Consider the following 16,591-nt stretch of genomic DNA (forward strand, 5'->3'; position numbering starts at 1 on the left):
GGACCGGTCGTTCACGAGACATCAAGGCCCTGGACTAAAACTAGGCGACGCGCAAGGCGGCGGCTTGCAGTGTCCACTTACGATGCTGTGGACGACGTTCCGATGTCCTCCCGCACAGAGAAATGATGATGAGAGCCAGCCAACAGCCCCCTGCCCTGCAAGTGGTGATGAAAGAGGCCAGGCGCGCCATCCGGCCGCTTATCTGGTTCAGCGCCGGCATCAACGTGCTGATGCTGACCGGGGCGCTTTACATGCTCCAGGTCTACCATCGCGTGCTGTCCAGCCACAGCCTGGAGACCTTGGCGATGCTGTCGCTGATGGCGGCGGCGGCGCTCGCGGCGATGGCCGGGCTGGAGGTGGTGCGCGGGCGCCTGCTGGCCACCGTCGGATCGTGGATGAACGCGCGGTTGGCGCCGGTACTCTTGACCGCATCGGTGGAATATTCGGCCTCGGCGCCCGGTCATGCCAACGCCCGTCCGCTGCGCGACCTGGATCAGGTCCGCAACTTCTTCACCAGCCCAAGCATCTTCCCGATCCTCGACGCGCCCTGGGCGCCGCTGTTCTTCGCAGCCATATTCCTCATGCATCCCTGGCTGGGCTGGTTGGCGCTGGTCGGCGGCATCGTGCTGTTTGCGTTGGCTGTGCTCAACGAATACCTCACCCGCAAGCCGTTGAGCGAGGCCGCAAGCGCACAGGCGCGGGCCTACGTGCAGGCCGAGGCGGCGATCCGCAACGCCGAGGTCGTGCAGGCGATGGGCATGCTGAAGCCGCTGCTTGAGAGTTGGAAGGCGCAGCAGGACGAGGCAAACCAGGGACAGGTCCTGGCCGCCAACCGCGGCGGAGTCATCGCGGCCATCGCGCGTTGCCACCGGCTGACCCTGCAAATGGCGATACTCGGCCTTGGCGCCTATCTGGTGGTTCGTAACGAGGCCTCGCCCGGCATCATGATCGCCGCCTCGATCCTGATGGGTCGCGCGCTATCCCCGGTCGAGCAGGCGATCGGCACATGGAAGGCGACGGTCGGGGCGCGTGCCGCCTACCGGCGCCTCACCGCGGTCGCCGGACAGCATCCGGAGGCCACACAGGCCCTGCCGCTGCCACGACCGAAAGGCAGGTTCGAGGTCGACAATCTTGTGCTCGCCCGACAGGGTGGCGAGCCCATCCTGAAAGGCATCAGCTTCCGGCTCAAGCCGGGTGAGGCGATGGCGCTGATCGGCCCGAGCGCGGCCGGCAAGACGAGCCTGGCGCGCATACTGGCCGGCGCCTGGCGTCCATCCGGCGGGCGCGCGCTGCTCGACGGCATGGACGTCGCCCAATGGGCGGCAGAGGACCGCGGTCAGCATGTCGGCTATTTGCCGCAGGACATCGAGCTCTTCGCCGGTACGGTCGCCGAAAACATCGCCCGCTTCGCGCAGCTCAATCCGGCGGTGTTCAAGAAGGTGGTCAAGGCGGCGCAGCTGGCCGGCGTTCACGAACTGATCAAAGGACTGCCGAAGGGTTACGCCACCGAGATCGGCGAATCCGGCGCGGTGTTGTCAGGCGGGCAGCGCCAGCGCATCGGCCTGGCGCGGGCGCTCTACGGCGACCCGGCGCTGCTCATCCTGGACGAGCCCAACTCCAACCTCGACCGCGAGGGTGAGGAGGCATTGATCTCAGCCCTTGGCGCGGTCAAGGCGGCGGGCATGACGATCATCCTGGTCGCGCACCGACCGAACATCATGGACAAGGTCGACAAGATATTGGTCCTCAACCGCGGCCAACAGGACCTCTACGGTCCACGCGACTATGTCTTCGGCGAACTTGCCGCGCGCGTCCGCCAGGTGAGCCAGTTGCCAGCCATCGCAGCGAACCAGGCCATAGGGGCGAACCAGGCCATCGCTGCGAACCAGGACATAGCGTCGAACCAGGCCATCGCCGCAAACCAGGACAGCGCTCCTCAGCCGGCGCGCCGGTACGCGACACGAAAATTGCGGCCGGACCTCAACCTCGTTGCCGCCAGTCAGGATCCGCCGCCGCAGGGAAGCGGCCGAGAGGGTGACGCAGAAGCTGCGCAACCCGGAAAACGAGAACAGCTATGACCGTCGTGCCGTTGCCCGTGGCGCCACCCTCCGCACTGGAACCGGTGCCCTTGCGTCTCGCGGGCCTGAAATGGACCGGATTCGCGATCATGTTCCTTTTCTTCGGCGTCGCCGGAGGCTGGGCGGCGCTGGCACCGTTGGACAGCGCAGCAGTGGCACCGGGCGTCATCAAGGTCGCCGGCGACCGCAAGCTCATCCAGCACCTTGAGGGCGGCATCATCGCGGAGCTGAATGCCGCCAACGGCGATATCGTCAAGGCGGGCAAGGTCCTCCTCCGGCTCGAAGACACGCAGGCGAAGGCGCAGCTCGACCTGGTCCAGAACCGGATAGCGACGCGAGAGGCGCTGGCGGCGCGTCTGCGGGCCGAGCGCGACGGCAAGGCCGAGATCGAGTTCGATCCGACGCTGCTCGCCAATCCCACTACGGCCGCGAGGGACGCGGTGGCCGCGCAGCGCGACGTGTTCGCGGCCAAGCATCATAATCTCGAGGACGAGCGGGGAATTCTCGCCCAGCGCCGTCACCAGACCGAGGAAGAGATAACGGGACTGCAGGAGCTTGTCGCCACCGAGGGCAGGCAGATCGAGGCGCTCGAGGCCGAGACCAAGGACCTTGAGGGCCTGCTCAAGAAGGGGCTGACCACCCGCGAACGGAACCTGTCGCTCAGGCAGCAACAACGCGAGATCGAAGGCGAGCGCGCCACCAACGTCGCGGCGATCGCGCGCGCCAAAAGCGCCATGGCCGAGATCGACATGCAGACCCTGAACCTCAACACTGTGCGGCTGAACGAGGCTGTCGAGGAGTTGAGCAAGGTCGAGGCGGAGTTGTTCGACCTCAGACAGGGGGAGCGTTCCGCCAAGGACGTGCTTGCCCGCACCAACGTCGTCGCACCGGTCGACGGGATCGTCATGGATCTGAAGGTCCACACGGCCGGCGGTGTCGTGAAACCCGGCGAGACATTGATGACAGTCGTGCCGCTCGGGCAACAGCTCGTGGTCGAGGCGATGGTCAAACCGGAGGATGTCGAGACGATCGCCCCCGGACAGCCCGCGCGCGTCAGCTTCCCGGCCTTCGCCCGCTACAACCTGCCGCCGCTCGACGGAGTCGTCGAGGTCGTGTCGGCCGACCGCATGACGGAGGAGCGCAGCGGGGCACCGTATTTCGCCGCCACCGTGCTGATCGACAGAAACGAGCTCGCCAAGCTGGAGGGCCGCAAGCTCTTGCCCGGCATGTCGAGCGAGGCGATGATCCGGACAGGCGCCCGCACCGTGCTTTCCTACATCGCCGAGCCGATCACGCAGAACTTCCGCCGGGCGATGCGGGAAAAATAGCCGCCGGACACTGGCCTCGGTTCGTGACTCATTCAATCGCGGCTTCCGCCAACGAGGCCGGCATGGTCACCGCCTTTCGGGTCACCGGAGCGGTTCATCGTTTCGCGGAAACGCTGAGCCGCTCTATTTCTTGCCTTGCCGCAATCCCGGACGGAAAACCGTTTCACACTTTCTTTGGAATTGCTCTTTGCCTTGCCGCAATCCCGGACGGAAATCCGTTTCACACTTTTCCTGGAATTGCTCTAAACCCAGATGGCGCCAGAGGAGAATACTGATGAGTGATCTGAAGACGCAGACGGCACCGGCCGCGGCGGATACCGGGCTGCCGCTGTTCTATTCGAAGCCCGAGGCGCTCAACCCGATACGGCACGGCTCGCTAGGCCTGACGGCGCGCGCCGACTTCTCCTTCGCCCGGTCCGCCCATGCCATCCCCGTGGTGGCATCGGAAATGCCGGCGGCGATGCGCTCCTATCCGATCGTCTTCATCGGCGTCGCCAAGGCGCCGGTCATCATCACCGGCGTGCGCCAGAACGAGAACCTCTTCGTCGATGCCGACGGCCGCTGGAGCGAGCCGCACTACATTCCGGCCTATGTGCGGCGCTATCCCTTCATCCTCGCCGACGAGACCAAGACGGCCGGCCGGCTGACGCTGTGCATCGACCGCGCCAGCGAGCGCGTCATCGACCAGCTGCTGGCGCCGTTCCGCGAGGATGGCGGCAAGATCGCGCCCTTCTTCAGCGGCGCCGAGCCGACCGAGGCGACCAGGCAGGCGCTGGCCTTCTGCAACCAGTTCCAGGCCGACTTCAACGCGACGCGGGCCATGATCGAGAAGATCGACGCGCACGGCCTGTTTGCGCCGCGCCAGAGCAAGGTGACGTTGGAGGGCGGCGAGGTGCTGAACCTCACCGATTTCCAGGTGATCGACGAGGTCGCATTCAGCAAACTGAGCGACGAGGCCTTCCTCGACCTCAGGAAATCGGGCGCGCTGGGAATGCTCTATTGCCACCTCGCCTCGAGCAACAGCTGGACCTCGCTGGTCTATCAGGCATCGACCCGCAAGGACGGGCGCAAGTAAGCTCCGGCGCGGCCTGCGTGTCCCGGCGAAGTCCTGTACAAAGCGCTCGACCAGCGGCCTGCGTTGCCAGTCCGGAGCCGTTCATAGCGCCTGTGCGACCAACCGATGCCGAGTCCGTTCAAATGCGGCCATGGCGCGCCGGGCGCGGACCCTCGCGGTGGCAACGACGGCAAATGCGATGAAGAAGAGAATGCCTGGATCGGCGCTGCCGGCCGACACCGAGCTGGCCACCAGGCCGGCCAGGGCCGCGTTCCTGACGCTCGTAACGACGGCATCGGTTTCCGGATCGACCCATTCCCGCACGCGGCCAATGCCGCTGACCAGGACACCGAGCAGGAGTGCCATCATAAGCGATCCGAAGAAGCCAAGCTGGGACAGGACCGCGATCGGCCAGCTCGATGCCCTCGAACTGCCGAAACCTATGCCGAGGCCGCTGGTGTCCACGATGGACTGCAGGCTCTTGACGTTCCAGTAGGCGCGCTCCTCGCCGGAGGCGGAATTCGCCTTGTTGATAATGGTGGAGTTGATGAGCCTCACGAAGGGGTCGAGGACGCCGGCGTCGTAGAGGCTGATGCCGATTATCGCGACCATGCCTGTCGCCATCAGAGCGGTTATCAATATCTCCTCGCGCTCAATCCGTCCCTTGAGAACCGAAAGCAACATCATGAAGGCGACCGGGATGCAGAGGAGAGCCAGCCCGATGTACGCGGTCGATGATGTCGACAGAATGACCAGGAAGAGCAGAATACCCGCCAGCCATTGGGCAAGGTGCGATTTGGTCATTCGCCAGTACGTGTAGCAAAATGCCAGGCAGGCGAGCGATGCGCTCGCGAAAGCCGAGGCCTCCGAAAATGCTCCTGCGATCCGCACGAACCCCGCCTCGACCGCGTCGGTCAAAAGAGCGTAGCTGGCGGTCCTGATTGGAGCCAGCAGGTCTCCCGCCCCTGCACTCTTGCCTATGAAGTCGATCAGCCCCATGCCCGTGTGCAGACCGCACCACAAGAAGAAGCCGCGGCGAACCTGGTCAATCCTGTCGGAGTGCAGCAACAGAACACAAAGGGCGACGGCCGTGAGCCCACCAACAATGAAATAGCCCGTCTGCGAAATGTTGCCGGAGACCGGCGCCAGAGCGGCTTCAACGACGGCGCCGCGGGTTTTCGCTTGCACGAAGACGATGGTCTGTCCGGCGAAGAATCTTGGAAACAGCCAGGCTCCGATGACTGCGTAGGCCATGAGGCTTGCGAGTATCCAGATCGGGCGGATGCTCCCGAACACGCTGCCTAGCTCAAACCAGATGTGGCGCCTTGCTGTGACGGCCATGACGAGCAAGGCCGCAAACAGGGTATAGATCTGCGGAGATGACCCGCCGAGCGCCGTAAGGATCATGGCAGCCGTGGCGCCGAATGCCATGGATGCAATCAGCCCGATGATCAACATGCCGCGGGAATAGTAAGCGACAATCAAGATGGCAGCGCACACTGTCAGTCCCGGAATCGAGACCTGCATGGTCGCTCGGCCTTTCTCGCACAAGTCGCGGTTTGGATGTCGCCAGGCTGCCTGTGTTCCACACCCCATACTTCGGCAGACCAGGAGCCCGGACAAGGAAGCCAAAGGGCGTAGCTGGACATCCCACGGCAGTAGGATGGCAGCCGATACTCCTTCCGAATGAGCCTGCGCACGGCCGGGCTGACGATACGTACTAAAGCTTAAGCGGGGTCAATGTGCTGGAGACCTCGGCACGATGTAAGCTGCCTTGCTGGCTGGATGCTGGCTGGGAGGACGCAAGCCGCGGGCGGCCTGCTTGGCGTTCCGACAGGAGGAGGAGAAACGATATGACCGGCCAGGTCATGCAGGGTGCGCTGCGAGCCAAGCAACTCCGGCAGCTCAAGGAAGTCTACGACCGCGCCCGGGAGGTGAAGGCCAGATACCCGGAGTCACACATTGCAAGCAGAGCCGCCAAAAGATTGATCGACGCCTTCGAAGCCGTGATCCGGGCCGACGGAACGGCCTTGGAGACGCAGTGGCTGCGTGACGCCAATCCCAAAGGAAACGCCTGAGACTTGGACTTCACGGGCGGCGTCCGCGAAGCCGGCGGACGAGGTGACCCTGCTGTCCCGTCGATGCCATGGACGCCTGCCCTAAGGCGGAGCCCCGCTTACCTCTCAACTTATCCGGGAACTGGCCGGCGGTGTGTTCGCCGCACGGCGCCCGCGCGCCGGGTAATCACTGCCTACCTTCGGACGCGCCGCCCAATCGCCAAAGCGGAAAAAGTCATTTTCGACCCGCATCCATGCCGATGCGGAACTTTGAAGTTCGGCGCAGCGTTGATGCAATTGGCTGTTTTGCGCGGCGGGTGGGCACGATGCATTCGGCAAGGCCAGAACACACGAAGTTGTGTACATCTGGCTTTTTGAAAGCAACTATTGTAGGTTGTGCATAAATTGAAACAAACTCGCGGGTCTCCATGCAGACGCTGTCGCAGTTCATAGGGTCACATCATTCGGGGGAAACATCGTCCAAGAACGAGTGGGCGAACAATGATTTTCTCGGCACCCCCAAGATCTATAAACCCCACTCGATCCTGTGCCGCCAGGATGATGACGACGACACAATATTCATCGTGAAATCGGGTTGGGCTCTGCTTTACCGCGGGCTGTTGGACGGAGAGCGTCAGATCATCGACACTCCGTTGTGGGGAGACGTTGTCGGCTTGCGTTCCGTCGACGGTCCCCGTTTCGCATCGCTGGCGTCGATAACGGAACTGGCTGTTCATGAGGTGTCCAGGAAGGCGCTGGTCGAACGCATCCTGTCGGGGGGCACCTTCGGCAACAGGTTCGCTTGCTCGCTGGCCCGGGCGAACGCCATCCTTGCCGAACATCTGGTGAATGTCGGGCGGCGGAATGCGATGAGCCGCACTGCTCATTTCCTGCTCGAATTGGAAGAGAGGCTGTCCTCCGTTGGCCTGTCTGCCCATGGCAGATACGAGTGCCCCCTCACTCAGCACGAGCTGGCAGACATCCTCGGAATGACCACGGTTCATGTGAACCGGACATTGAGCGAACTTCGCAAGGCCGATCTCGTCTCTTTCAAGGCAGGCCATGTGGAGGTCCTCAACCGCAAGAATCTGGTCAAGGTTGCCGGGTTCGACAATGAGTACCTGCGGTAGGGTTTCGCTCCCGCTACGGCCTAGTCTTATTCTCGTGGCCTGCCTCCCCGTGGCGCCAGGCCACAGTGCATCGGGCTGACCGTGTCTCCCCTTTTCAGCTGATTGCGTGTATCGAGATGCCCATTTTCTACGCAGGCCTTTCGACCAGAAATTTACTAAAAATTAACCTATGTTAGAGACCCCTAATGATTTGGTTCTAAACTACCCAAGCCGTTTCTTCGGGGGCAAACCGGGAAACTGCCAAAGACGCCAGGGCTAGGGCAAAAGAGCGTCAAGTTTTGGCGTAGGGTTGGGGATCACCTTCCAAATCTAGAGGACAAGGAGTTTATGTCGGCCGCCGGAAGGCGGCTCGGTGTGGGAAAGGGTGGGTAGTATGAGTACCGCAGCAGGACTGTCTAATTATGCTTCGGCCAATCAGCCGCGAGTTCCAGCCAACGGAACCGAAAACGCCTCCAGCAGGGAATGCCTCCTCATCCTGGATGGCAGGGCCTTAGACCGCGAGTGTCTAGCATCGGCCCTTGTAGAGCACGAACTCGGCATGGCGGTCGCCGCCATGGGTTCAATCGAAGAATGGCGTTCGAAGAAGGGCTCGGCCCCTCCGCTTGTCGCCATACTCTTCAACCTCGGCGGCCGGAAGGTCACCGATCATGGCATAGCGGACGAGATCAGGCACATATCGTCCGAGTTCAAATCAATCCCCGTGGTCATCCTGGCCGACAACGAAGAGCTGACACAGATCCTGACGGCTCTCGAATGCGGCGCGCGAGGTTACATTCCGACCTCCGTGGGGATCGATGTCTGCGTCGAGGCGATCAACCTTGCGGCAGCCGGAGGCATCTTCGTTCCGGCGAGCAGCGTTCTTTCCATGCGGCATCTGATCGATTCAGGCAGCCGCGACACGCAGCCTTTGACTGGAATGTTCACGCTCAGGCAGGCCGAAGTGGCGCAGGCGCTCCGGCGTGGCAAGGCGAACAAGATCATCGCCTACGAACTGAACCTGCGCGAAAGCACCGTGAAAGTGCATATCCGCAATATCATGAAGAAACTGAAGGCGACCAACCGCACGGAAGTCGCCTACAAGGTCAACGATCTCTTCGCGGAAGGAACGCTGGCCGAGAAGTGATTGTTTTGGATAGAACCCACCGTTCCAGCGGAACCTGAGCCGACATTCAGGTTGCCGCCGGAACGGAGTGTTCGCACGTCCAGCTACGTCCAGTTTAAAAAAAACATTAGAGCCGGCAACGAGACGGAGACGACGTCCGTTGGCCATTTCTACGCGCAGCTCGGCCGCGGCTGACACTGCGCCGAAGGAACCTTGAGCGCTCCCGAGGCATAGAGGCTGGTGTTTTGGAATCCGCAGATCAATCTGCAGAGTTGGCGGCGCTAGGGAAGGTGTACTTGCCGACCCAGCTTACGGCTTCCTCGATCGTGTCGAAGTTCTTGTGCTGCCCGCTCAGCAATCCGAAGCCCGTCTCGAGGAACCATTTTCCCTTCGTGGAATAGGCTTCCTCGTCGATCCGGGTGAGGACAGCAACCAACTGGCCAAATTTCCAAACAAGAAGGCCGGATTCTCCCCCCTCGACCGTTCCGATTCGAGCTTCGTTGAGCGAAAATCCAGGAGCAAGTGCTGCTTGGCCCACCTTAGTCAATTCCTTTAGAACGCATCGGCAAAAATGCGTTGGCTTGGATCGCTGCTTGCGTGCCTGTCTATCCTGGAAATATCTGTTTCGCCGGACGACGACAGGCAAGTTTGGTAGCAGATCGCCGTATACGTTCAAAGCTCTTTCACCCCATGATCCACTGTTAGTTTCTGGCGCGAAACCCTCAGAGAATTCTGGCTTTCCGAAACGTGAAAGCCTCGGCGAAATGCTCGGCTGCCCGGCATTCCATTCCGCGCAATCTCGCAAGTCCGACGAAGGTTTCGCGGTCGAACCAGTCCTTGGAGCGCTGCGTCCCGAAGTGCTGGTGGAGAAGCTCGATCTTGCGTTCCAGCACGCTGGCCGTGAGCGGCACGTATGCATTCGGCTGGCAGAGGTCGCCGTCCCACTTCGGGATCTCGTATTCGAGCACCAGATGATCGCGGAAGACATTCCAGGTCAATTGGTTGACCTCCCGGTGGTCCTGATGAGCATCGAACCTGGCGTGCGTGAAGACCACGTCGGGATCGACCCGCGACCTGACATCGATCAGCCACTGCTTTATCGATCGGCTGTGGCTGGGGAAGTAGCTGTCCTCAAAATCCGCGACCTCGACCATGGATGAACTCGCTCCCTCTAGGAAAGCAGCTGCCGATGCCCTGGCCTCCTCCGACCGCTGGCCACGAGCGCTCAGCACGCACCAGCAAACGTCCAGTTTGACCCCCGATGCTATCAGGCTAAGTATCGTGCCGCCGGCGCCGATCTCGATGTCGTCGGAATGAGCACCAAGGCAGAGGATCGAGAGTGCCTCCCCGCGACGTGCGAGGCCAAGGCCTCTCATGATGCAGCCAACACGATGCTGCGTCTGTTCTTCTCCGCCGTGACCCTCATGTTCCAGGGCATGTCGCCTTTTTCGACCATGTCTTCGAGGGACTGCCAATCGCGCAGCGTATCCATCGACCGCCAGAACCCCTCATGCTTGTACGCCATCAGCATGTCGTCTTCGATCAGCCGCCTGAAGGGTTCGACGACGAGTTCCTCGCCGTCGCGCATGTAGTCGAAGATTTCAGGGCGGAATACGAAGTAGCCGCCATTGATCCAGATCTCCGACGTCTCCGCCGCGCGGAACTCGCGCACGCGGCCATCTTCGGCGATGTCGGCGAGGTGATATGTCAGCGGCGCATGCACGGCCAGGAAGCAGCCGATCTTACCGCTGGCCTCGAACTTCGCGATCATGTCATCGAGGTCGACGTCGGTCAGGCCGTCGGAATAGTTGGCCAGGAACATCTTCTCGTTGCGGACATGGTTTTGCGCGGCCCACAGCCGCTCTCCGATATTGCGCCAGATGCCGGTGTCGAGCAGGGTGATGCTCCAGTCCTTGATCGTGTCGCCGAGCAGCTTGACGTCTTCTCCCCCGTGCGTGACGACGCAATCGGAAAACGTCTCCGGCCGGGTGTGCAGGAAGAAGTCCTTGATGACGTTGGCCTTGTAGCCGAGGCACAGGATGAATTCGTCGTGGCCATGATCGCTGTACCACTGCATGACGTGGCGCAGGATCGGCTGATGGCCGAGTGGAATCATCGGCTTCGGAACGCTTTCGGAATAGTCGCGGATGCGCGTCCCGCGGCCGCCGCAGAAGAGGACAACTTTCATTTCCGTAACTCCGATGGATCGATCACTGTCACAAAGGGGATTGCCACCACAAATCTCGCGTTCCAGGCAACGACGTGATGCATCTGCCGCATGATCTCATCCTTCAGGTTCCACGGCAGGATGAGGATGTAGTCAGGCTTTGCCTGGTCGATCGCCTCGATGGGCTTGATCGGGATGTGCATGCCCGGCGTGAAGCGGCCGTGCTTGTAAGGATTGCGGTCCACAGTGAAGTCGAGGAAGTCGGTGCCGATGGCGCAGTAGTTGAGCAGCGTGTTGCCTTTGCCGGGCGCGCCGTAGCCGCAAATCCTCTTGCCCTCGTTCTTGGCCGAGATCAGGAACGCCAGGAGATCGCGCTTGGCGCGCCGCGCCTTGTAGCCGAAGGATGCGTAGGTCGACATTTCCGTCAGCCCGTGCCGCTTTTCGCGGTCGAGGAGTTCGGCGACACGATCGTCCACGGTCCATCTGCTGTCTTCGTGAGCGAGATAGACACGCAGCGACCCGCCATGGGTGGGCAGTTCCTCGACGTCGATCAGCCGCAACCCATGGCGAGCCGCCATCAGGTCGATCGTCAGCAGCGAGAAGTAGGAAAAGTGCTCGTGGTAGATGGTGTCGAACTGGTTCTCCGCCATCAGCCGTTCGATGTGCGGGAACTCCAGAGTGATCACGCCATCCGGCTTGAGCAGGATCTTCATTCCGGCGACGAAGTCGTTGAGGTCGGGCACCTGAGCCAGGACGTTGTTGCCGATGATGAGATCGGCGCGACGTCCTTCGGCCACCATCTGATTTGCCAGCCGCGCGCCGAAGAAATCGACCCGCGTGGGGACGCCTTTCTCAACCGCGGCATGCGCGACATTGGCCGCCGGCTCGACGCCGAGCACCGGAACGCCGAGCGGCAGGAAGTGCTGCAACAGGTAGCCGTCATTGCTTGCCAGCTCGACCACGAAGCTTTGGCCGCCAAGCCCAAGTCGCTTCGTGACCTGCTCGCAATAGGCTTTCGCGTGGGCCACCCAGCTCGTCGAGAAGGAGGAGAAGTAGGCGTATTCGCTGAAGATGGTCTCGGCGCTCACATACTCCTTGAGCTGCACCAGATAGCAGCTGTCGCAGACCAGGACGTTGAGCGGATAATACAGTTCCAGCTGGTCAAGCTGGTCGGCGCGCAGGAAGCTCTCGCAAGGCGGCGACATGCCAAGGTCGACCAGTGTGTGCTGCAGGCGCGATCCGCAGAGCCTGCAGCTGACGATCCGGTGTGCTGTACTGGGGGCACGAAGGATCTCGGCAGCCTGGACGTTCATTCCGTACTCTCCTCGCGCCGGCTTGAAAAAACGGAGACGCGGTGGCCTGAAACGATGAACCGGGAACCACCACGCCTTCCTAGGCAGCGCTTCGTTGCGGAGAGCGCTTCTTTTCCACGCAGGTTAGGACGGCTCGTCCCCGGGTTCGATTTGCCAATCCGTTGGGTAGCTTAATCCTTATGGGGAAACGGCCGTGGCCGTGACGTCGCCAAGACCACCGAACGGGTAGTGCGGCCGGTCCGGGATACTGCGATCGGAGAAGCATCTAACGCTTAGGTAGCTCTTCCAGCCCGCTCACACGGTGCCGACAATCGGACCGCCGGTCCTCACCCGGCCACCGTGGGGCCAAGGTCGACATGCGGTTCACCGAAACCAAGCTGCAGGGCATCTGGCTGATCGAACCGACGCCCGTGATCGACGACCGGGGTTCCTTCACCCGCCTGTTCTGCGAAAAGGAGATGGCCGATTGCGGGCTGGCAACGCGCTTTGTCCAGCACAGCCGGTCGCATTCGGTCAAAAGAGGAACGCTGCGGGGATTGCACTATCAGGAGGATCCGTACGGCGAGGTGAAGCTGGTCTCCTGCGTGCGTGGTGCGATCTTCGATGTCGTCGTCGACCTGCGCCCGAACTCACCGACACGCCACAGCTGGATGGGCTTCGAGCTGACGCCCGAAAACATGAAACAGGTCTATATCCCCGCCGGGTTCGCGCACGGGTTCCAGACCCTGACGAACGACGCCGAGGTCGCCTACCTCATATCGCAGTTCTACACGCCCCATGCATCGACCGGCGTCCACTACAACGACCCGGCGCTTTCGATTAACTGGCCCTTGCTGCCGACAGCAATGTCGGAGCGGGACATGAACTGGCCGCTGCTGAAGAAGCTGGTGTCTTGACCTCTGGGCTCCAACTCCTAAGGGTTTACAAGCAGTGTCGTCCTCATCTCCTCTCCGGGACCGGCCTGCGGATTTGCTACGGGTAGACTCAGCACCGTTGTTCCTTCCCGCCCGAATGGTGGCAGGTCGACGTACACCCCCGAATTGAACACAACGCGAGTGTCCGGGCCCGTCCACTTGTTGAGGTTTGGTTTTTTAAGTCTGGACGGCGCGGGCAAATGCTCCGTAATCAGAACGAACTTGTGTGCAGTCGTGCGCGCCAAAATATCAGCGATGGTGTTATTATCAAGGTGCTGCAAAACTTGCCTGATGATGCACAGATCTGATCTTGGGATATCTCGTTTGCTCGCATCGAAATGCTCGAAGGAAATCCCGTCACGACCGAATTTTTCTCGATTTTTCTCGATCACGAACGACGAAACATCAACTCCCAGATAACATCTGGCATAATCGGCATACTGATGTCCAATTTCAAAATCGCCGCATCCAATCTCAACGATACTTGCAACGCTATTGTCTGTAATAAACCTTTTCACGAATGCAACATAAGTTGCGACTGAGGGGTCGTAGGAGCCCGACCCTGAGCAAGCAGCCCCATCCTCCGTCTTCCCCCAGATCGCCGTTTTGTAAATCGAGTTGAAAATCTCGGAATTAGACTTAGCCAGCGTTCCATTCTTCAAAACCGACCGTAGACGTCGGTATGGATCTCTTAGTGGCTCCGGAACGTATTCTTCTATGCCCATTAGCTTCCCCCTGAATTCCTTTGAAGGCCGAACCATAACGGAAGTGATATTTGGGCCTCGACGCTAGTGCTGGATAGTTTTCATGGCTCCGCCTCGGCCAATAGACCATGATCCGAGAGCAGCCTCGCTGCGGCCGCCAGTTCCCTGAACGGCAGACCCGAGCGTTCCGCCATCGCGAGAAGCGAATGCCGACCGTCGGCGAGATTGAGCACCCAAAGCAGGGACATCGAGGTCGCGCCCGAAGACTTCTGTCCTCCGAGCGCGGCGTAGAGGCCGCGCCTGCCGAGCTGTGGTTCGCCCTTGGGAAAGAGATTCAAAGGGGTCCATTCCCCTTCGACGATGTCGATCACTTCCGTGAGGATGCGGAAGGAGTCCTCCAGGTGCTCTGGCCTGATGAAGTCGAGGTTGTCGGCGGACGTGTGGTATTCGGGAAAGGTGCCGTGAACAGCGCGCTGGAACATGCCGACCGGAAGATTGAAGCCCGGCGAGCAATATTGCCGCTCGTCATAGCCGTAAGGGGAGAAGTCGATAAGCCTGGCCCCGGCTTCACGGCCAAGCACATGGGCCATGGCGCGGTCGATGATGGCGTCGCCGCGGCGGCTGCGCTTGTATGCCGGGCGTGCGGCGTCACCCACGCATGACAGCACCAGACCGTGATCGATGAGATGGACCCGGTCTTCGTTGCGGGACAGCCACGCGATCGAGCCGATCGTGCCTGGAGCGAACAGGAAGCGATAGCTGTATCGTGTCTTTTTTGCCTTCAGGCTTTTCGCAAGCATCGCCAGCAGGGCCAGGCCTGAACAATTGTCGTTGGCCAGCGAGGGATGGCATATGTGCGCCGAAAGAAGGAACTCCCGCTCCGACTGCCCGCGGTGCAGGTATTCGCCGTAGGTGAGGCTGCCGTCCGTGAGCTCGGCATCGATCTCCACGTGATAGAGACCGTCAGGCATTTTTGCCAGGCGGTCGTGGGCCATGCAGAAGCCCCATGCCGGAGCATAGTAGCAGGTGCGGTAAGGGATCAGGTCCGGCTGCTCGGGCAATGTGTGGATGTGTTTGCGCAACTCGTCGAGCGGCAGCGTGCCCTTGAAGGGGACGCTGTAGTTGACGACGTGCAGGTTGGAGTCGGCGAAATCCACGACCGTTTGCCCGTCGGGGCCCGCGATGCGCGCCGAGCGGATGTTCCATTCCTTCGGAACAATCCAGTCGAAAACCTGCGTGCCGGTCGGCAACTCATGCCGTTGCAAGTCGACCTGTCCCGACAGGAGATCCAGCGTTTGCCGCACGCCGTCCCCGGTAATGCTCCTGCAAATTGGAAAGAGGCGTTCGGCCAAAGCATAGATTTCCTGGCCTAGGCTGGCTGGGGGCGGAGGCGAGCGCAAACCCTCGGGGTTTAGATGTTCCATTCCAGCTAGCCCGCCGCTGCCTCCAGCTTTCGTGAAGGTTCGGCGACCCGCATCCGGTTGTCCAGAAGCCGGTTGGCCAGAAGATACTTGATGTGGCCGATGCGCTGAAAGCGCGGCCCCTCGAATTCCTCGAGCGTGACATTGGCCTCGCGGTAGGCCTGGTAGAGCTGCTCGGCGCCCTTGCGGGCGTCCCATTGCGGCTTGAAGGCAGGAAGGGCACGCGCGATCTTGTCGAAGCTGACGCGGTACGACCGCTTGTCCGGTCCCGCGTCGGACGCGAATTCGAGCCTGCAGCCCGGCACGACCTCGGCCACGATCTCGGCTATGTCGCGGATCCTGTAGTTGTGCTCAGTGCTTCCGACATTAAAGGCCTCGTTGTGGACGGTCTCGCGCGGCGCTTCCAGTCCGGCGATGAACGCCCTGGAAATATCCTCGATGTGGACGATCGGCCGCCAGGGTGTTCCATCGGACTTGAGGAGGATCACCCCCTTCGTGACTGCCCAGGCGACGAGATTGTTCAGCACGATGTCGAAGCGGAGCCTGGGCGACACGCCGTAGGCCGTCGCCGGGCGGAAATAAATGGGAGAGAAGCTGCTGTCGGCCAGCTCCGAAATATCCCGTTCCGAAAGCACCTTGGACCAACCGTAGGACGTCACCGGGTTCAGCACAGAGGTCTCGTCGACCATGCCGTCGCCGGCCTGTCCGTAGTTGCTGCACGACGACGCAAGCAGGAAGCGCGACACGCCGGCCTCCTTGGCCGCCTTCGCGAAACGGACCGTGGCCCTGTGGTTGATCTCGTAGGTGACGCCGGGATCGAGATCGGACAGCGGGTCGTTGGAAAGTGCCGCCAGATGGATGACGGCGTCGAAGCCTTCGAGGTCGCGCGCATCCACATCCCTGACGTCCTTCAGGAGGGAGGGGACAAACGCCTGCTCTCCGCCGCAGGCAAAGGTGCAGCGCCGGTAGAGATCGCTGTCGTAACCGCAGACCGCATGCCCTGCGCGGAGCAGCATCGGCACCATTACCGAGCCGATATAGCCTAGATGGCCGGTCACCATGACTTTCATCGCACACCTTTCTTCGAGCAGACACAGTCGAGGAGAGGCTACTTGGCCTCAAAGGCGTGCGGGGAGAACTTCAATGGGAGATCAGCCTGCCCCGTTGGACGAAACCGTGCCGCCGGCTACCTCTTTCGGGGGGTGCGCGCCTAACCCTTTCGGCTCTTTCCCTGAGCGTGGAGAGGAGGAAATCCTGAATTCGTGTCTCTGCTCTCTGGCCGGTCAACTCGGCTTGCAGCCCTGCGCGAAAGCATCTTGCCGA

General features: G+C 61.4%; 17 protein-coding genes. 8 read left to right on the top strand and 9 right to left on the bottom strand.

Annotation, left to right across the window (positions count from 1 at the left end; all coding sequences use genetic code 11):
- Nucleotides 1-128: 128 nt before the first annotated feature.
- The 4 genes from PU724_RS22375 (at nt 129) to PU724_RS22390 (ending at nt 4,481) form a co-directional block, all read left to right on the top strand.
- Nucleotides 129-2,078 carry a type I secretion system permease/ATPase gene (locus PU724_RS22375; protein WP_354422915.1) on the top strand — a complete coding sequence of 650 codons (1,950 nt, stop codon included), beginning with the start codon at nt 129-131 and terminating at the stop codon, nt 2,076-2,078.
- On the top strand, nt 2,075-3,406 hold the full coding sequence (locus PU724_RS22380; RefSeq protein WP_354422914.1) for an HlyD family type I secretion periplasmic adaptor subunit: 1,332 nt from the start codon (nt 2,075-2,077) through the stop codon (nt 3,404-3,406). The genes PU724_RS22375 and PU724_RS22380 overlap by 4 nt, the downstream gene beginning before the upstream one ends.
- Before the next feature lie 62 nt (nt 3,407-3,468).
- The gene (locus PU724_RS22385) at nt 3,469-3,681 is read left to right on the top strand and encodes a hypothetical protein (RefSeq protein ID WP_354422912.1); all 213 of its coding nucleotides are present in this window, start codon (nt 3,469-3,471) and stop codon (nt 3,679-3,681) included.
- On the top strand, nt 3,681-4,481 hold the full coding sequence (locus tag PU724_RS22390; RefSeq protein ID WP_354422910.1) for a SapC family protein: 801 nt from the start codon (nt 3,681-3,683) through the stop codon (nt 4,479-4,481). The genes PU724_RS22385 and PU724_RS22390 overlap by 1 nt, the downstream gene beginning before the upstream one ends.
- Nucleotides 4,482-4,562: 81 nt before the next feature.
- On the opposite strand, the gene PU724_RS22395 is transcribed toward PU724_RS22390, so the two are convergent.
- The gene (locus PU724_RS22395; RefSeq protein ID WP_354422908.1) at nt 4,563-5,987 is read right to left on the bottom strand and encodes a hypothetical protein; all 1,425 of its coding nucleotides are present in this window, start codon (nt 5,985-5,987) and stop codon (nt 4,563-4,565) included.
- Between the two features lie 326 nt (nt 5,988-6,313).
- Here PU724_RS22395 and PU724_RS22400 point away from each other — a divergent pair, with 326 nt between their 5' ends.
- Complete coding sequence (locus PU724_RS22400) at nt 6,314-6,538, top strand: hypothetical protein (RefSeq protein WP_292349429.1); 225 nt, start codon at nt 6,314-6,316, stop codon at nt 6,536-6,538.
- 214 nt (nt 6,539-6,752) lie between these two features.
- Here PU724_RS22400 and PU724_RS22405 read toward each other — a convergent pair whose 3' ends face one another.
- Nucleotides 6,753-6,947: a hypothetical protein gene (locus PU724_RS22405; protein ID WP_354422906.1), complete on the bottom strand. Its 195-nt coding sequence runs from the start codon at nt 6,945-6,947 to the stop codon at nt 6,753-6,755.
- Here PU724_RS22405 and PU724_RS22410 point away from each other — a divergent pair.
- Nucleotides 6,946-7,647 carry a Crp/Fnr family transcriptional regulator gene (locus PU724_RS22410; protein WP_292166668.1) on the top strand — a complete coding sequence of 234 codons (702 nt, stop codon included), beginning with the start codon at nt 6,946-6,948 and terminating at the stop codon, nt 7,645-7,647. The two genes, PU724_RS22405 and PU724_RS22410, sit on opposite strands and share 2 nt — an antisense overlap.
- Before the next feature lie 373 nt (nt 7,648-8,020).
- A complete protein-coding gene (locus PU724_RS22415) occupies nt 8,021-8,770 on the top strand; it encodes a response regulator transcription factor (protein WP_292166670.1) in 750 nt (249 codons plus the stop codon).
- A 238-nt stretch (nt 8,771-9,008) separates the two neighbouring features.
- Here the strand turns inward: PU724_RS22415 and PU724_RS22420 are convergent, their stop codons facing one another.
- The 4 genes from PU724_RS22420 to PU724_RS22435 form a co-directional block, all read right to left on the bottom strand.
- The gene (locus PU724_RS22420) at nt 9,009-9,287 is read right to left on the bottom strand and encodes a hypothetical protein (RefSeq protein WP_187331225.1); all 279 of its coding nucleotides are present in this window, start codon (nt 9,285-9,287) and stop codon (nt 9,009-9,011) included.
- Nucleotides 9,288-9,471: 184 nt separating this feature from the next.
- The gene (locus PU724_RS22425) at nt 9,472-10,125 is read right to left on the bottom strand and encodes a PIG-L deacetylase family protein (protein WP_292166673.1); all 654 of its coding nucleotides are present in this window, start codon (nt 10,123-10,125) and stop codon (nt 9,472-9,474) included.
- Nucleotides 10,122-10,937 carry a sugar phosphate nucleotidyltransferase gene (locus PU724_RS22430; protein WP_292166675.1) on the bottom strand — a complete coding sequence of 272 codons (816 nt, stop codon included), beginning with the start codon at nt 10,935-10,937 and terminating at the stop codon, nt 10,122-10,124. The genes PU724_RS22425 and PU724_RS22430 overlap by 4 nt, the downstream gene beginning before the upstream one ends.
- Complete coding sequence (locus PU724_RS22435) at nt 10,934-12,229, bottom strand: methyltransferase domain-containing protein (RefSeq protein WP_354422902.1); 1,296 nt, start codon at nt 12,227-12,229, stop codon at nt 10,934-10,936. Before PU724_RS22435 ends, PU724_RS22430 begins: the two co-directional genes overlap by 4 nt.
- 356 nt (nt 12,230-12,585) lie before the next feature.
- Between PU724_RS22435 and rfbC the strand changes: the two genes are divergently transcribed.
- Nucleotides 12,586-13,125, top strand: coding sequence for a dTDP-4-dehydrorhamnose 3,5-epimerase (gene rfbC, locus PU724_RS22440; protein WP_354422900.1), 540 nt, complete (start codon nt 12,586-12,588; stop codon nt 13,123-13,125).
- Nucleotides 13,126-13,142: 17 nt separating this feature from the next.
- Here the strand turns inward: rfbC and PU724_RS22445 are convergent, their stop codons facing one another.
- The 3 genes from PU724_RS22445 to PU724_RS22455 all read right to left on the bottom strand — a co-directional run bounded on the left by PU724_RS22445 (nt 13,143) and on the right by PU724_RS22455 (nt 16,338).
- Nucleotides 13,143-13,868, bottom strand: a complete 726-nt coding sequence (locus PU724_RS22445) for a class I SAM-dependent methyltransferase (RefSeq protein WP_354422898.1) — start codon at nt 13,866-13,868, stop codon at nt 13,143-13,145.
- A gap of 80 nt (nt 13,869-13,948) precedes the next feature.
- Nucleotides 13,949-15,271, bottom strand: coding sequence for a DUF4910 domain-containing protein (locus tag PU724_RS22450; protein WP_354422896.1), 1,323 nt, complete (start codon nt 15,269-15,271; stop codon nt 13,949-13,951).
- Nucleotides 15,272-15,276: 5 nt separating this feature from the next.
- Nucleotides 15,277-16,338, bottom strand: a complete 1,062-nt coding sequence (locus PU724_RS22455; protein ID WP_354422894.1) for an NAD-dependent epimerase/dehydratase family protein — start codon at nt 16,336-16,338, stop codon at nt 15,277-15,279.
- Between the last annotated feature and the right edge of the window lie 253 nt (nt 16,339-16,591).

Source organism: Mesorhizobium abyssinicae, from assembly GCF_049887195.1.
Taxonomy (GTDB): Bacteria; Pseudomonadota; Alphaproteobacteria; order Rhizobiales; family Rhizobiaceae; genus Mesorhizobium; species Mesorhizobium abyssinicae.

Excerpts from the sequence above, each read along its gene's own strand:
- PU724_RS22375 (WP_354422915.1), top strand. The coding sequence starts at position 129 with ATGAGAGCCAGCCAACAGCCCCCTGCCCTGCAAGTGGTGATGAAAGAG.
- PU724_RS22380 (WP_354422914.1), top strand. The coding sequence starts at position 2,075 with ATGACCGTCGTGCCGTTGCCCGTGGCGCCACCCTCCGCACTGGAACCG.
- PU724_RS22385 (WP_354422912.1), top strand. The coding sequence starts at position 3,469 with ATGGTCACCGCCTTTCGGGTCACCGGAGCGGTTCATCGTTTCGCGGAA.
- PU724_RS22390 (WP_354422910.1), top strand. The coding sequence starts at position 3,681 with ATGAGTGATCTGAAGACGCAGACGGCACCGGCCGCGGCGGATACCGGG.
- PU724_RS22395 (WP_354422908.1), bottom strand. The coding sequence starts at position 5,987 with ATGCAGGTCTCGATTCCGGGACTGACAGTGTGCGCTGCCATCTTGATT.
- PU724_RS22400 (WP_292349429.1), top strand. The coding sequence starts at position 6,314 with ATGACCGGCCAGGTCATGCAGGGTGCGCTGCGAGCCAAGCAACTCCGG.
- PU724_RS22410 (WP_292166668.1), top strand. The coding sequence starts at position 6,946 with ATGCAGACGCTGTCGCAGTTCATAGGGTCACATCATTCGGGGGAAACA.
- PU724_RS22405 (WP_354422906.1), bottom strand. The coding sequence starts at position 6,947 with ATGGAGACCCGCGAGTTTGTTTCAATTTATGCACAACCTACAATAGTT.
- PU724_RS22415 (WP_292166670.1), top strand. The coding sequence starts at position 8,021 with ATGAGTACCGCAGCAGGACTGTCTAATTATGCTTCGGCCAATCAGCCG.
- PU724_RS22425 (WP_292166673.1), bottom strand. The coding sequence starts at position 10,125 with ATGAGAGGCCTTGGCCTCGCACGTCGCGGGGAGGCACTCTCGATCCTC.
- PU724_RS22430 (WP_292166675.1), bottom strand. The coding sequence starts at position 10,937 with ATGAAAGTTGTCCTCTTCTGCGGCGGCCGCGGGACGCGCATCCGCGAC.
- PU724_RS22435 (WP_354422902.1), bottom strand. The coding sequence starts at position 12,229 with ATGAACGTCCAGGCTGCCGAGATCCTTCGTGCCCCCAGTACAGCACAC.
- rfbC (WP_354422900.1), top strand. The coding sequence starts at position 12,586 with ATGCGGTTCACCGAAACCAAGCTGCAGGGCATCTGGCTGATCGAACCG.
- PU724_RS22445 (WP_354422898.1), bottom strand. The coding sequence starts at position 13,868 with ATGGGCATAGAAGAATACGTTCCGGAGCCACTAAGAGATCCATACCGA.
- PU724_RS22450 (WP_354422896.1), bottom strand. The coding sequence starts at position 15,271 with ATGGAACATCTAAACCCCGAGGGTTTGCGCTCGCCTCCGCCCCCAGCC.
- PU724_RS22455 (WP_354422894.1), bottom strand. The coding sequence starts at position 16,338 with ATGAAAGTCATGGTGACCGGCCATCTAGGCTATATCGGCTCGGTAATG.